This is a genomic window from Klebsiella sp. RHBSTW-00484, assembly GCF_013705725.1.
GTDB lineage: Bacteria > Pseudomonadota > Gammaproteobacteria > Enterobacterales > Enterobacteriaceae > Klebsiella.
Genome location: NZ_CP055481.1, coordinates 1797864 through 1812048, shown reverse-complemented (window position 1 = coordinate 1812048; position 14185 = coordinate 1797864). Strand labels below are relative to the sequence as shown.

Annotated in this window: 15 protein-coding genes; 4 read left to right on the top strand and 11 right to left on the bottom strand. The window is 55.7% G+C overall.

Translation table 11 applies throughout. The features are described 5' to 3' along the window. The first annotated feature begins 193 nt into the window (after nt 1-193). Entirely contained in the window at nt 194-556 is a 363-nt protein-coding gene (locus HV213_RS08690) for an endonuclease domain-containing protein (RefSeq protein WP_181485389.1), read from the top strand. Between the two features lie 146 nt (nt 557-702). Here the strand turns inward: HV213_RS08690 and HV213_RS08685 are convergent, their stop codons facing one another. From HV213_RS08685 to HV213_RS08670, 4 genes are all read right to left on the bottom strand, one after another. Then, nucleotides 703-1602, bottom strand: a complete 900-nt coding sequence (locus HV213_RS08685) for a Dyp-type peroxidase (RefSeq protein WP_181485388.1) — start codon at nt 1600-1602, stop codon at nt 703-705. 94 nt (nt 1603-1696) lie between these two features. Beyond that, nucleotides 1697-2272, bottom strand: coding sequence for an RpoE-regulated lipoprotein (locus HV213_RS08680; protein WP_181485387.1), 576 nt, complete (start codon nt 2270-2272; stop codon nt 1697-1699). A gap of 61 nt (nt 2273-2333) precedes the next feature. Then, nucleotides 2334-2783, bottom strand: coding sequence for a DUF2919 domain-containing protein (locus HV213_RS08675; protein ID WP_181485386.1), 450 nt, complete (start codon nt 2781-2783; stop codon nt 2334-2336). After that, nucleotides 2770-3195, bottom strand: a complete 426-nt coding sequence (locus tag HV213_RS08670; protein WP_004104360.1) for a GNAT family acetyltransferase — start codon at nt 3193-3195, stop codon at nt 2770-2772. The genes HV213_RS08675 and HV213_RS08670 overlap by 14 nt, the downstream gene beginning before the upstream one ends. A gap of 211 nt (nt 3196-3406) precedes the next feature. Here HV213_RS08670 and amiA point away from each other — a divergent pair, with 211 nt between their 5' ends. The 3 genes from amiA to HV213_RS08655 all read left to right on the top strand — a co-directional run bounded on the left by amiA (nt 3407) and on the right by HV213_RS08655 (nt 6624). Next, nucleotides 3407-4279 carry an N-acetylmuramoyl-L-alanine amidase AmiA gene (gene amiA / locus HV213_RS08665; protein ID WP_181485385.1) on the top strand — a complete coding sequence of 291 codons (873 nt, stop codon included), beginning with the start codon at nt 3407-3409 and terminating at the stop codon, nt 4277-4279. Then, nucleotides 4279-5178, top strand: coding sequence for an oxygen-dependent coproporphyrinogen oxidase (hemF, locus tag HV213_RS08660; protein WP_181485384.1), 900 nt, complete (start codon nt 4279-4281; stop codon nt 5176-5178). Before amiA ends, hemF begins: the two co-directional genes overlap by 1 nt. 174 nt (nt 5179-5352) lie before the next feature. Continuing rightward, nucleotides 5353-6624 carry a DUF1963 domain-containing protein gene (locus HV213_RS08655; RefSeq protein WP_181485383.1) on the top strand — a complete coding sequence of 424 codons (1272 nt, stop codon included), beginning with the start codon at nt 5353-5355 and terminating at the stop codon, nt 6622-6624. A 304-nt stretch (nt 6625-6928) separates the two neighbouring features. Here HV213_RS08655 and eutR read toward each other — a convergent pair whose 3' ends face one another. From eutR to eutH, 7 genes are read right to left on the bottom strand one after another with little or no spacing between them, the layout of a single operon-like run. Further along, entirely contained in the window at nt 6929-7981 is a 1053-nt protein-coding gene (eutR, locus tag HV213_RS08650; protein ID WP_181485382.1) for an HTH-type transcriptional regulator EutR, read from the bottom strand. Nucleotides 7982-8029: 48 nt separating this feature from the next. Next, complete coding sequence (gene eutK, locus HV213_RS08645; protein WP_181485381.1) at nt 8030-8512, bottom strand: ethanolamine utilization microcompartment protein EutK; 483 nt, start codon at nt 8510-8512, stop codon at nt 8030-8032. A 10-nt stretch (nt 8513-8522) separates the two neighbouring features. Beyond that, nucleotides 8523-9182 carry an ethanolamine utilization microcompartment protein EutL gene (eutL, locus tag HV213_RS08640; protein ID WP_181485380.1) on the bottom strand — a complete coding sequence of 220 codons (660 nt, stop codon included), beginning with the start codon at nt 9180-9182 and terminating at the stop codon, nt 8523-8525. Nucleotides 9183-9191: 9 nt separating this feature from the next. Further along, a complete protein-coding gene (gene eutC, locus HV213_RS08635; protein WP_181486366.1) occupies nt 9192-10085 on the bottom strand; it encodes an ethanolamine ammonia-lyase subunit EutC in 894 nt (297 codons plus the stop codon). A gap of 20 nt (nt 10086-10105) precedes the next feature. Continuing rightward, entirely contained in the window at nt 10106-11467 is a 1362-nt protein-coding gene (gene eutB / locus HV213_RS08630; protein ID WP_181485379.1) for an ethanolamine ammonia-lyase subunit alpha, read from the bottom strand. A gap of 11 nt (nt 11468-11478) precedes the next feature. Next, nucleotides 11479-12882, bottom strand: coding sequence for an ethanolamine ammonia-lyase reactivating factor EutA (gene eutA, locus HV213_RS08625; protein ID WP_181485378.1), 1404 nt, complete (start codon nt 12880-12882; stop codon nt 11479-11481). Next, entirely contained in the window at nt 12879-14111 is a 1233-nt protein-coding gene (gene eutH, locus HV213_RS08620; protein WP_181485377.1) for an ethanolamine utilization protein EutH, read from the bottom strand. The genes eutA and eutH overlap by 4 nt, the downstream gene beginning before the upstream one ends. Nucleotides 14112-14185: the final 74 nt, after the last annotated feature.

Below are 14185 nucleotides of genomic sequence, written 5' to 3'. Positions count from 1 at the left end.
CCCTTATCAATTTGATGACTTTCTGGTGATCATCATATTTATAACGGTGATGAAAGGAGTAACGGTTTTATATACCGTTTGGCGATTTGGAAGTCGAAAAGAGAATAAGGACATGGGAAAGTATTTCTGAATCGTGCATCCAGAATCTGAATGTCACTCTGACAAGCCGCTGGCACCAAGGTACCGTGCCAACATGAACAATAGACAATTATTAGCTCGCCAGCTCAGACGTAGCTTAACGCCCGCGGAACGTCGACTGTGGTATTTACTCCGCGACCGTCGCTTTGCTCGCTATAAGTTTCGCCGCCAGCATCCCGTAGGCCCCTATATTCTCGATTTTGCCTGCTGCTCAGTACGGCTGGCGATTGAGCTGGATGGCGGGCAACACGATGAGAGGAGTGTTTACGATGCCCGTCGCACCCGTTGGTTGCAGGGTCAGGGATGGCAGGTTTTACGTTTCTGGAATAATGAGTTTGAACATCATGAGGAGGCGGTGATGGACAGGATACTTGAAACGCTTGAGTCGCGGATACCCTCACCCCGGCCTTCTCCCTGAGGGAGAGGGAGAAAGGCAGTCGGCGCTCGAGCTCACCAACAACGCCGATCGTTCCGCCTGTCGCGCCGAGGAGAAACTGTACTCATCAGCAACGCCGATCGATCCCCTCTCCCCTGTGGGGAGAGGGTTAGGGTGAGGGGGAAAGTTTACAACGCCTGCAACCTCTCCAGTGACGGCGCGAAGTAGTACCCGCCGGTCACCGGTTTAGTAAAGCGCAGCATCGCATCGCGCTTACCATCGGTATCGCCGAACATACTCAGCAACTGCTGCTCAATGTTGTACAGGCGCGCGCAGTAGGCACAGAAGTAGAGACCATGAACGCCGCTGGCGGTGCCGTACGGCAGGCTCTGGCGCACAATCTTCAGGCCTTTACCATCTTCCTTCAGATCAACGCGGCTAAGGTGGGAGGTTTCCGGACGATCGTCGCCGTCAATCTCTTCGTTGGCTTCTTTGGTACGACCAATCATCATTTCCTGGTCTGGAACGCTCATGCGGTTAAGCTGTTTGAGGTTATGTTCCCAGCGCTGAACGAAAACGTAGCTGCCGCCTGCATCAACGCCATCTTTGATAACGGCGACTTCACGGCGCGTCTCTTCACCCGCCGGGTTTTCGGTGCCATCAACAAAGCCGCTCAGGTCGCGATCTTCAATCCAGCGGAAGCCGTGAATCTCTTCTTTAACGTCAATGATGTTACCAAACGCAGCCATTGCCGCCTGGGCAACAGAGAAGTTCACCTCATGCCGCGCGGACAGAATATGAATCAGCACATCATACTGGGTAGACGGCGCCAGACCTTTACCATAGACCGGGAAGTCTTTTAACTCTTCCGCGCCCACGCCGCCGCTCAGCTGACGCCAGACGTTATGGCCAAAAGCAACCACCGCCCCCAGCTTAGCATCCGGATATTTCGCCTCAAAAGTAGCTAACTTATCGGCAAAAATCTTGCTGGCTTCACGCAGTGCATCAACGTCGCCTTTAACATTCGCTTCAATCCAAATCGCCGCACGGCAATGTTCCGGCAAAATGCCGCTCTGAACCTGAGACATCGCTCCTCCTGAAATTATACAGCCACAACGCTGTGGCCTTTTTAAGGTGCTATTGTACTCGCTTTTTCAGGACGTCGAATCACTTCAGATCAAATTAGCGACGCCAGATAATCTCGCTCACCGGCCAGTTCTTCAGCGTGTCGTCAGAAGGCATCAGCTCTTCAGGCCCGCTCCAGTTGCCGGTGAAGGTATAGCTGATATGCTGGCTACCTTCGGCTTTACATTCCACAACCGTGCCGTTGTCATGATGGCCTTTCTGGCAGTTGCCGAAAGCTTTACTGTAGATGTCGCTAAACGGTGTGCCTATTTTCACGCCGCTGGCGGCTTCGATATCGCTATCACGCACGTCGATACGGCTGATGGTGCCGCTCTCGCCGTTGATGGTCAGCGCGACCTTGTCATCTTTTAACGCTTCAAAATAGCGCACGATGTTGCCGTTGGCGGTTTTCATACCGCTGCGCAGGCGATAGCTGCTGCCAAGCGCATCGCTAATGGCCTGCTCGCTCATCGGCGTCGCGGCGGTCAGGTTGCCCACGCCCTGCTCGGTAACCTCCGTTGAGGAACCAAACCAGTTCCACGGATAGGCCGCTGACCAGTTGACCGCGCTCATTGTTGAGCAACCGGTTAAGACCAGCGGTAATGCGCAGAGAAGTAAACGTCGCGATTTCATGACTCAGTCCTTTCTTATTAATTCAACGCATGTTGGAGTACGCGATCGGCAAAAAGTGCCCTTAAAGCTGTTCGTCACGAAAACAGGCTTTCAGCCGACGGCTGCTCAACAGCCACCAGAGCGCGTAAAGATCTGCCACCAACAGGGCGATGGTCACCGCCGAAGGTGATTCACCGCTCAGCCACAGTAACGGCTGCCAGACCAGCAGCAATATTTGCGAGAAGACCAGCAGCCAGCGCATCAGCATCCAAAGCCGAGGAAATTTTTGACGGTGTCCGCTGACGACAAACGCCAGTACCGCCGGAATACCGGGCAGCAACCCCAGCCAAAAATTATCATGATTCGGATAAAACAGATTCAGCAGCGCATCGCCTTGTTGACGCGACGCGCCTGCCATCAGAAACAGCACCCACGTCCGCGCCTGCAACAGCAGCACGCACCAAAAAAGAAACGGCAAACGCAGGCGACCATGGCTATCAAAATCGGAGGGGATAAATTCAGTATTCTTCATCTTCAATTAAGCGTTTACCGAGGCACAGCACGTCCGAATGCTCATAGCCGAGCCGCTCGTACATCCCCTGAACCACGTCGTTATCTTCACGTATCATAATGTTGATTTTTGGACAGCCGCGGGCAATCAGCTTTTTCTCCAGCCGGTTAAGCAACGCATTCGCAATGCCGCGACCACGATATTCAGGGTGCACGCCAAGATAATAAGCCGATCCGCGATGACCGTCGTAGCCACCCATCACCGTGCCGACGACTTCGCCATTAACCTCGGCAACCAGGAACAAGCTGGCATCGTGGTTCAGCTTACGTTCAATATCCATTTCCGGATCGTTCCATGGCCGCAGGAGATCGCAACGCTCCCACAGGGTAATCACCTCTTCGAAATCTTGTTGGCGAAAAACGCGTATCTCCATGGTATTCCCCACCATTAACGGTTAAAAACAGTGATTATGGCGCGATTGAGCGCGATAGCCAATATCAGGCGCAATGAGCCGCAAAAAATGGCATAATATGACTTTGTCATGTATTGAAATGAAAAGTAAAACAATTCTTATTTTGAATGGTCGTATCAAAAAACACGATACGATATAACATTGGTTATCACTTGTTTGCAATTCAGGCCGAATGAGCACTTTTAAACCCTTAAAAACACTGGCTTCGCGCCGCCAGGTGCTGAAAGCCGGGCTGGCAGCAATCACCCTTTCAGGGATCGCCTCACAGGCCAGCGCGAAAGAACAACCGTTAAAAACATCTAACGGGCACAGCAAACCCGCCGCGAAGAAAAAAGGCGCTAAACGCGTCGTCATGCTCGACCCGGGCCATGGTGGCATCGATACCGGCGCAATTGGCCATAACGGCTCAAAAGAGAAACACGTTGTCCTGGCGATCGCTAAAAACGTGCGCAGCATTCTGCGCAGCAACGGCATTGATGCGCGGCTGACGCGCAGCGGGGATACCTTTATTCCGCTATACGACCGCGTAGAGATAGCCCATCAGCACGGTGCCGACCTCTTCATGTCGATTCACGCCGACGGTTTCACCAATCCGAGCGCAGCCGGGGCCTCCGTGTTCGCCCTTTCCAACCGCGGCGCCAGTAGCGCCATGGCAAAATACCTCTCCGATCGTGAAAACCGTGCGGATGAAGTCGCTGGCAAGAAAGCGACCGATAAAGACCACCTATTGCAGCAAGTGCTCTTCGACCTGGTGCAAACGGATACCATCAAAAACAGCCTGACGCTCGGCTCGCATATCCTGAAAAAGATAAAGCCGGTGCATAAGCTGCACAGCCGCAATACTGAACAGGCGGCGTTCGTGGTGCTAAAGTCGCCATCGATTCCGTCGGTGCTGGTGGAAACCTCGTTTATCACCAATCCGAATGAAGAAAAGCTGCTGGGCACCACCGCGTTCCGGCAGAAAATCGCCACGGCGATTGCTAACGGCATTATCAGTTATTTCCACTGGTTCGATAACCAGAAAGCCCATTCGAAGAGACGTTAATGAAACCCGACGCGCAGCAGGTAAAAGCATTCCTTCTTCATTTGCAGGACACTATCTGCCAAAAGCTGAGCGCCGTTGACGGCAGCGATTTCGTTGAGGATAGCTGGCAGCGAGAAGCCGGCGGCGGCGGGCGCAGCCGGGTGCTGCGCGACGGCGGTATCTTTGAGCAGGCAGGCGTGAACTTCTCTCACATACACGGCGATGCGATGCCAGCTTCTGCTACCGCTCATCGCCCTGAGCTGGCGGGCCGCAGCTTCGAAGCCATGGGCGTGTCACTGGTGGTGCATCCGCGCAATCCGTACATTCCCACCAGCCATGCCAACGTGCGTTTCTTTATTGCGCAAAAGCCGGGCGTGGATCCGGTGTGGTGGTTCGGCGGCGGCTTCGATTTAACCCCCTATTACGGTTTTGAAGAAGACGCTGTCCACTGGCATCGTACCGCCCGTGATGTATGCCACCCCTTCGGCGAAGAGGTTTATCCGCGCTACAAAAAATGGTGTGACGACTATTTCTTCCTTAAGCATCGCAATGAACAGCGCGGTATCGGCGGGCTGTTTTTCGATGATTTAAATACCCCGAATTTCGACCATGGTTTCGACTTTATGCAGGCGGTTGGCAACGGCTATACCGACGCATATTTACCGATTGTCGAGCGACGTAAAGAGATGCTCTGGGGCGAGCGCGAGCGCGATTTTCAACTCTACCGTCGCGGGCGCTACGTGGAGTTCAATCTGGTGTGGGATCGCGGCACCCTGTTCGGCCTGCAAACCGGCGGACGCACCGAATCCATCCTGATGTCGATGCCTCCGCTGGTACGTTGGGAATATGACTACCAGCCGGAAGCGGGCAGCCCGGAGGCGGCGCTCAGCGAATTTATTCAGGTAAGAGACTGGATTTAATTTACCGAGCTGTTTATTAAAACCCTCCGTCCCCGAAAAAATAGCCAAGTGGAAAAGTTGACGATATTTATCGTGACCACTTACACGGAAAAAATCGGATAACAGCCTGCTGCTGTTAAGCTTTCACCGCGGTACAGTAGGCGTTCGACATATCTGATATGGAATATTTATCGCATGGACGAGCGAATTCCCTGCAAAAACCCGCAATGCTCACATCACATTCTGCCAGCGACGGCTGCCCGCACGGAGGGTTATTGCATGCCCTGCGTCAATGCGCGCTATCGGCATGAGCAGGAAGAATATATCCGGAAAAACAGAAAAACGATCGATGCGTTCAGCGGCATTAGCGACCCTGTTGAAATGCTTAAGCTCGTTCATGAGCCCCGGGAACACGATCCGTTAATCGAATGGGTCCCCTGCCCCATTCCAACCGATGAGCTTTACAAAAAGCTCTCCGCTGATGAATGCCGCTACATGGCCGATTATGCAGAAGAATTATTTGATTCTGGTTACGAGGATGATGCACAGGAAATTGCTCTGTGCCTGGCGGCATTTACCCAAGCAAATCTGGATAATTTCTTACGCCTGGTAATAAATGAAGAGGAACTGGAGCTAGCTTCCCCCCTGCCTTTTCACCACGCGCCGCCTGACGTACGCGATGCGCTTTTGCAGGAGGTTGAAACCGATGACGAAAACCGTGACCGCATTCTTTGCGCACTGGCCTGGATTGGCGATGAGGTTGTCGTTGAGCGTTTTAACCGCTGGCGTCAGGAACCACCTTTGTGGAGTGCTTCACTTTATGTCCTCCCTCATCACTATGCTCACCAGGCAGGATGGGAGCTCGCTGAAAATGGTAGCAGACGCGATCTTTACTTCTCGCAATGTACCCATCTGGTAAAACAGGCGCCTAAACAGCCTGCCGTTTTTCGCGCCGTCACAGAATATGGTGAGAACTGCCCGCACTGCTCCCTGCCGCTGATCAATCTGTTTGAGGTTGCGCCGGGCGCCGTCGGCCTCAGCGCGGATTGCTGGCCCGACCAAATTCGTATTCTGATCTGCCAGTGCTGTACGGTATATGACACCGTTTTCGCGACGCTGGATCCCCAGGGTCAGCCGCGATGGTTCGAAAAAAATGCGATCTCGGCGCTGGCAGTGAAGAACTCCGCCGACTGGATAACGCTCCCGCTTGATATCCTGCATCCTGGCGAAATCCGCTTGCCGCTGTTCGCCGCCGATCCCAATTTACCCACGACCTTCTCACAGCTCGGCGGTCATCCGGCCTGGGTTCAGGATGCGGAATATCCAAAATGTCCAACATGCGCGCAAACGATGATGTTCCTCGCGCAGATAAGTTATGAAGATATTGAGGAATACGCAGACGGGATGCTTTACGGGTTTATCTGCCACACTTGCCGTACAACGGCGACATCTTATCAGCAGACATAAACGCTCAATCTTAGAGCCTGATGACAAAACTGTTTTGAATATTGTGCTCGCGTTTCTGCCGGGCGGCGGCTAACGCCTTGCCCGGCCTACGGATTCACAGCCGTCGACAAGCCTGTAGCCACTTGCGGGTTACTGACTAAAAATAGCGACAAGCGTTCACAGTATCTACTGGTGGATATTGCCCTTACTAGCTACGGGCTTGATGTCATACGCGGATCTCGTAGGCCCGGTAAGGCGCTAGCCGCCACCGGGCAATTGCCGAAACGCGCACGTTATCAGCAACCGGAGAGCCTGCCCACCAACATCAAACGCACTGGCGCATCCTTTGATGCAGCGTCAGCGACGGTTTCTCGGCGAATAGCTGTTGATAATCGGTGGCGAACTGCCCCAAATGCCAGAATCCCCACTGCATCGCGGCATCTTTGACCGTCGCGCTTTGCGACCACGGGCTAATAAGCTCCCGACGTACCGCGTTTAAACGAATGCGCTTCAGCCACGCGTTCGGGCCAATCCCCAGGATGGCGTGAAAAGCGTTTTGCAGCGTGCGGCGGCTAACATGCAGCTGATTACATAAGTCGAGAACGGTCAGCGGTTCCGACATATTCTCCAGCACATACTCTCGCGCCCGGGATAGTAGTCGCCGATAGCTCTGATGGCTGATGCTCTCGGCGGTGACCATCGGCTGCGCCTCTTCCAGCATCGCCCCCATCGCCAGCAGTAGATTATCGCCCAGTACTTTGCGCACTGCAGGCTGATGAAGATTATCCGGACTCTCGCTAAATGTCGCCAGCGCCTGCTGCACAAAGCCCCACAGCGCGGCTTTATGCTGCTCTTTCACCTCCAGCGCCGACTGGTTTCGCAGCATATGCAGCACTCTTTCCGGGTGATGCAGGAAGCTGGCCTGACGGGAGATGACATCCTCTGAAATAACCACCCCAAGAATGGTGTAATCATCCGGCGTACTTAATTCGAATTCCGTTCCGCCGGGCCGGGTGGCGATTTCAGCACTGCCAATACACTGCGAACCAATAAAGCCCTGCTCACCGCGCGTCGCCGGAATTCCGAACCAGAAGGAATTCGGCCACACCAGGCAGGATTGGCGCAGCGCCAGGCCGGTATACTCACGGAACACCTGAATATCATCGAGTAGAATCTCAGTGAACTCACCGTGGAATTGTCCCGGATGCAGCTGATCGTAAATCTGCTGCCAGGCGGTAATCGTCAGAGCGTGCTCATAAACATCGGTAGTTCGCCGCTGGTGAATATTATCCACCTCCACCATCGGCGTAAGTTTAACGTCTTCGGGTAATGCTTCATGATAAAGATGGTGCAGGTTTGCCGGTTTTTTCTTTTTCATGATCTTTTGAGCCGGGAACCCTGTCGCGCTCCCGGCACCTCCGACTGGTTAATTTTTTAAGCGATAGCGACTACTGCGTTTACGCAACGCCCCGGCAGAAAAGAGCTGCTCCAGCGCCTTTCTGGCTTCTTCAAGCGACCAGCCGAAATGCGCGGCCACCTCCCCTGCCGTCATTCCCTGACGCACCGATGTCAGCAGCGCCACCAGAGCTTCTGATGACTCCGTCGCTGCAGGTGCCTCCGGCGTTTCCTGCTGGCGTTGAAAGCCGCTAATCAGCCGCTGGGTATCCTCTTCCGGTCGGCCAATTTCCCGGCGGCTAATAACACGGCCCGTGCGCTGTGCAGCTGCGCTTCCGGCATCCAGCGCCGCACGGCACGCCGCCAGATCGCCTTCAATCACCAGCGTCAGCCTCCCGGGGTCGAGAACTTCATGGCTGAGTAGACGCACGTTGGCCGCTTTCAGCATGGCATCCGCCGCGTCAACGGCGGCAACCATGCCATCCACTTCCAGTAATCCCAGCGCGTTGATCATCACAGCCCCCTTACGCGCGCTGGATTGGATGACGGGCTATATCCAGAACGGCATCGGTAAAGGCGTTGCAGGCGGCTTTACAGGCAGCCTGGCTCCCGGTCAGAAACGCCGCCGAATAGTTGGTTTCTGACGGCGGTGGCACGTAGGTCACCAACTGAACGTCCGCTGATTTCAACGCCGCATCGATACCAAACGTCGCTTCCAAAGGCGGCGCGACCAGATAAGCCAATGGGTCACCCAGCGCGATGCCTGAAGTCGACGAGAGATACGAGCCGGTGCGCGAAACTACATGTGCGAGGAATGCGGTATCTTCAGCGTCGTTCGCCCACTGAAACGCCGCACCGCTTTCAATATGCGCAACCATCGCATCCAGACCGGCGCGAACCTCCGCCGGGTTAGGGCCGCCCAGCATAATCAGCACTTCCCCCGCTGTCGGCGAAGGACCGTGAGCCGCCCCGGCGTACAGAGAACGGCCATAAACCACTTCAACCATTGCCTGTTTTGTCGCTTCGTCAGCGGCAATATAAGTCACGTCATCAGAATCTGCCGTGATGAGTCCGAGGCTACGTATATGTGGCGGTAATTTAAGTTCGCGCGCGAAACCGTCATTCACCGAAGCAATCACGCGCATGGCCGTCACCGAGGGGCGAATTAAATCTAATGCAGGCATGATGCCTCCTTAACGAGTCATGTTGATGCCGGAAGCCTTCTGCTCCAGCATGCGTTTGGCCAAATCGACAATCACCGCGGCCGCTTCTACCGGCGGCGTACCGCCCTGGTGAATATTCGAAATGCAGGTACGATCCGCTTCGACGGTAGTCGCCACGCGCGGAGAGTAAACGGCGTAGCAGGAGAGGCTTTCCGACTGCCCCAGCCCCGGACGCTCGCCCACCAACAGGATCACCACTTTCGCACCGAGTATTTCGCCAATCTGATCTTCGATTTTGACGCGCCCATAGCGCACGAAGAACGGCGTGCCGACCTTCAATCCAGCCTGTTTCAGGCCCGACAACAGCGGCGGCAGGATCTCTTCATAGTTGACGGTGATCGCGTCGGTCGAGAGGCCATCGGAAACCACCACCTGCACATCCGGGCTCATGACGCACTGCGTTTTAAGCGCTTCAATCGCTTCAGCACTCAGGCGACGGCCCATATCCGGGCGCGTCAGGTAGAGGTTTTTGTCGCTAATTTCTGAACGCACCTCCAGCAGACCCTGAGTTTTCACCCACTCTTCCGGCACCTCTTTCAGCACCGTATCTTTGGAACGCGAATGGTCGGCAAGAAAGCGCAACAGCGCGAGGGTGCGCGGGCGTGGACCGGCACGACCGGTACACACGCGCGCCACGGTGCTGCGTTTGAGCTCGGCCAGCACTTCCGCACGATGCGGCTGCTGCACACCAATCCAGGCCTTGGCTTCAGGCGAACCTAAATCCAGTTCGCAACTCTCCGCGGCAACTTCGCACTGGCTGGCGCACTTCGTCACCGCCGCCTGCGGCGCTGCCGCCGTGGTTTGCGGTTGTCCCATTGACGCCATCACGCCACGTACAATTTCTTCAATCTGCTTTTGATCCATCATGTGTCATCCCCGCGTCATCAAAAGAACAGTGACGGATCGCCCGCCCGTTTGGTCAGGCGACCGTTTGCCATAATGCCCATGGTTTCCAGCCAGCGTTCGAACTCCGGCGACGGCCGTAAATTCAGCAACTGACGGACGGTGGCGGTATCGTGAAACGCGGTGGTCTGATAGTTGAGCATGATGTCGTCGCCGAGCGGCATGCCCATGATGTAGTTGCAACCGGCGGTGGCGAGCAGAATCATCAGATTTTCATTGAGGTTCTGGTCGGCGTCAGCGTGGTTGGTGTAGCAGCAGTCGCAGCCCATCGAGATGCCGCTCAGCTTGCCCATAAAGTGATCTTCCAGACCTGCGCGGATAATCTGCCGGTCGTTGTAGAGATACTCTGGCCCGATAAAGCCCACCACGGTGTTAACGAGGAACGGATCGTAGTGCCGCGCCAGACCGTAGTTACGTGCTTCCATCGTCACCTGATCGGCACCAAAGTTGGCGCTAGCCGACAGCGCCGAGCCCTGCCCGGTTTCAAAATAGAGGCAGTTTTCCCCGGCGATACGGTTGAATTCCGCGCCCACAGCCCGCGCTTCATCGAGCATCGCCAGCTCCACGCCGAACTCTTTTAAGCCCTTCTCACTGCCGCAGATGCTCTGGAAAATCAGCCCGCCCGGCGCGCCGCGACGAATCGCTTCGATCTGGGTGGTGACGTGCGCCAGTACGCAGCCCTGGGTCGGGATATTGAATTTGTCGATAACGCCGTAAACGGTATCGAGCACGCGGGTCAGGTTCTCCACGTCGTCGGTGACCGGGTTAACGCCAATCACCGCATCACCCGCGCCGAAGGAAAGCCCTTCGTAGATTTGCGCGACAATACTCTGCACATCGTCACGGGTATCGTTCGGCTGCAAACGGCAGCTAAAGGTGCCCGGCAGGCCGATGGTAGTGTTGGCTTTTTTGATCACCGGCATTTTCTTCGCGCCGTAGATCAGGTCAGCGTTGGAACTGATCTTCGCCACCGCCGCCACCACTTCGGAGGTCAGCCCTTTGCGCACAAACGCGATATCGTCGCTGGTCACTTCGTCGTTCAGCACATATTCACGCAGGTCGCTGATGGTCCAGTTCTTAATACGGTTATAGGCGGTTTCGTTGACGTCGTCCTGAATCAGGCGCGTCACGCAGTCTTCCTCGTAAGGGATCACCGGATTATTACGAATATCGGCGACCGTCATATCGGAGAGCACCTGCTTCGCCGCCACGCGCTGCTGCGAACTCTCCGCCGCCACACCCGCCAGCACATCCCCCGAACGCAGTTCGTTGGCTTTAGCCAGCACCTCTTTTACATCCTTAAACTGATAAACATTGCCGAACAATGTGGTCTTTAGTTTCATAAGTCGTTCCCTCAGGAAGGAAATGCGAGTGATTTCACCGTCACCGGCACAACCGATCCGCCAAAAAGAGGCGTACCAATGTCGATATAGTCCCCCGCCCGGACGCTCACCTCATCGATGACCGCCAGCGGGAGTTGTTGTAACTGCGGGCGCAGCAGCATGCCCAGCGCCTTGCCAAAATCCTGCTCGGCTACCACCAGCAGGGGATGCGGATTGGGAAAACGCGCGATAAAGGCGACAAGCGCGTCAATAACCGTGAGTAATGCGGCGTAGCGCACCGGAAGCGATGCGGGAAGCGCCAGCACGTAAGCATCGGTTTGAGGATCCAGATCGAGCTGTACCAGCGCCTGCTGCCAGGCCGTCACGAGGTCAGCAGACTCAAGCGGGATCGCCACCGGCAGGTTACGAATCGGCAAAGCGACATCGTCCAGCCAGATAGTGCTGCCGGAGAGCGACAGCGTGTGCGCTCCCGCGCCAATCACCGTGGCGCGTACGGTTTGCGCTGGAAACTGCACGTTCATTTCGCGCAGGCGCGGATGCTCATGCAGCGCCGTCGCCAACAGCGGCCCAATATCAGAAAAACAGAACGGATCGGCGGGCTGGTTGCGGTAGCACTCGCCCACCCCGCCGGAAAGGGTAATCACATCTGGCTTCTTATCGACGGGCAGCAATCCGGTTTGCATCAGCTTTTGCGCCAGTGAAGAGAGCGTGCCGTCGATAACCTCGACGATAAGCGCCGCCATCCGTCGCGCCACCTGAATCAGCTGGGTAGCGTTAAGCGAACGGGCATCGGTGCCAGCACCGAAAACCTCATCGACAATCCTCTGTCCCGGCTGATGAGCATGAACCACGCGCCCTTGCCCATCGGTTTCCAGTAGACGACCACCGACGTTCAGGCAGGCGGTACCGCTGACTTTTCCGGCATCAAACAGGGCGTAATTCGAGGTACCGCCACCGATGTCGATGTTTAGCACCCGACACAGGCGCTGTTCCGACAGGGTTTGCGCCCCGGCGCCGTGACCGGCAATCACCGACTCCAGATGCGGACCGGCGCTGGCAACCACAAAGTCCCCCAGCGACTGCGACAACGCCATCACTGCCGGACGAGCATTGCGGGTTTTCGCACTTTCCCCGGTGATGATGATTGCCCCGGAGTCCACCGATTCGGGGGCAATACCTGCGGTTTGATACTGGGCCAGAATCAGCGCCTTAAGTTCGGCCTCCTTCAGACCGCCCTGCTTATCGACAGGGGTAAAGAAGACCGGGCTTTGCCAGCTAATTTCGCGTTTGATGAATTCGTAACGCGGCACCTGCGACACTGCCGCTCGGTTCACCAGCTCAAGGCGCGAAAAGATCACCTGGGTGGTGGTGGTGCCGATATCGATACCGACGCTCAGCAGCTGGCGCGTGTTCACGATTGCGCCTCCGCTTCGGTTTCTGCTGGTGTAGAAACGTTTTCATCTTTCGGTACCAGCATCATCGCTACGCCAATCGCCGTCACGCCGCCGATCAGCTTGCCGACAATCATCGGGAAGATCATGGCGTTCATATTGGCGGCGGCGAAGCCTAAGTGGTCGCCCAGCGCAAAAGCAGCGGAGACCGAAAACGCGCAGTTAATGACTTTGCCGCGAGTATCCATCTGCTTCATCATGCCGAACATCGGGATGTTGTTGGCCAGCGTCGCGACCATACCAGCAGCAGCGATATTGTTAACTTTCAGTAGGTTACCGACGCGCATCAGCGGTTTTTCAAACCAGCGGGTCAGCAGCAATACCATCGGATAGGCACCGAGCAGTACGCAGGAGATGGATCCGATAACTTCAATGGCGCGCATCACTTCGCCGGGCTTATCGCCTGCGGCCATAAAGATCGGGTCAAGTCCGGGGATCAGATCCCAACCAAGCAGGAATTTAACCACCGCAGCGGCAAGGCCGATGGTGATCAGCGCCACGAGGAACTTGGCAAAGATCTGGAAGCCGTTGATCATTTTTTCTGGAATAAACTTCAGCCCCAGTGCCACCAGCGCAGCGACAATCAGCACCGGGATCATGTTCATCAGGATCAGCGCGAAGGTGAACTCAACCGGCTGGCCGTTAACCTCAACACCGGAGTACATCGCAATCAGGCCACCCGCAATACAGCCGATCGGAATGGTGACAATCCCAGCCAGTACGCCAAGCGCCAGATAACGACGATCGGAGGGCTCGATAATGCCGAGCGCGACCGGTATGGAGAACACAATGGTTGGCCCCATCATGGAACCCAGAATCAGGCCGGAGTACATCCAAGCCGCAATGTCGCCGCCCGCCAGCTCTTTGGCGAGGAAGAAGCCACCCATATCACAGGCCAGCAGCGTCCCGGCGAACATCGATGGGTTTGCACCGAGCATTTCATACAGCGGAATAATCACCGGCCCAAGCAGATGCGCCAGTACCGGAGCCAACGCGGTCATACCAACCATCGCCAGGCCCAGCGCGCCCATCGCCATAAAGCCTTCTTCGAACTGACTGCCGGATCCCTCGATGCTTTTACCTATTTTACCGAGGAAGCGCGCCGAGCCGCCGAACTGCGACAGGATCCTGTCCACGGCGGCAATCAGCATAAAGAACATCATGATGTACATGATGATTTCGTTAATTCCCATAGCCCTTACTCCCTGTCATTTATGATTTATAGATACTGTGAACGCCGGGGATTTTCCCGGCTCGCGCTGCGCTT

Coding starts and splice junctions, on each gene's coding strand:
- HV213_RS08690 (WP_181485389.1), top strand. CDS start 194: ATGAACAATAGACAATTATTAGCTCGCCAGCTCAGACGTAGCTTAACG.
- HV213_RS08685 (WP_181485388.1), bottom strand. CDS start 1,602: ATGTCTCAGGTTCAGAGCGGCATTTTGCCGGAACATTGCCGTGCGGCG.
- HV213_RS08680 (WP_181485387.1), bottom strand. CDS start 2,272: ATGAAATCGCGACGTTTACTTCTCTGCGCATTACCGCTGGTCTTAACC.
- HV213_RS08675 (WP_181485386.1), bottom strand. CDS start 2,783: ATGAAGAATACTGAATTTATCCCCTCCGATTTTGATAGCCATGGTCGC.
- HV213_RS08670 (WP_004104360.1), bottom strand. CDS start 3,195: ATGGAGATACGCGTTTTTCGCCAACAAGATTTCGAAGAGGTGATTACC.
- amiA (WP_181485385.1), top strand. CDS start 3,407: ATGAGCACTTTTAAACCCTTAAAAACACTGGCTTCGCGCCGCCAGGTG.
- hemF (WP_181485384.1), top strand. CDS start 4,279: ATGAAACCCGACGCGCAGCAGGTAAAAGCATTCCTTCTTCATTTGCAG.
- HV213_RS08655 (WP_181485383.1), top strand. CDS start 5,353: ATGGACGAGCGAATTCCCTGCAAAAACCCGCAATGCTCACATCACATT.
- eutR (WP_181485382.1), bottom strand. CDS start 7,981: ATGAAAAAGAAAAAACCGGCAAACCTGCACCATCTTTATCATGAAGCA.
- eutK (WP_181485381.1), bottom strand. CDS start 8,512: ATGATCAACGCGCTGGGATTACTGGAAGTGGATGGCATGGTTGCCGCC.
- eutL (WP_181485380.1), bottom strand. CDS start 9,182: ATGCCTGCATTAGATTTAATTCGCCCCTCGGTGACGGCCATGCGCGTG.
- eutC (WP_181486366.1), bottom strand. CDS start 10,085: ATGGATCAAAAGCAGATTGAAGAAATTGTACGTGGCGTGATGGCGTCA.
- eutB (WP_181485379.1), bottom strand. CDS start 11,467: ATGAAACTAAAGACCACATTGTTCGGCAATGTTTATCAGTTTAAGGAT.
- eutH (WP_181485377.1), bottom strand. CDS start 14,111: ATGGGAATTAACGAAATCATCATGTACATCATGATGTTCTTTATGCTG.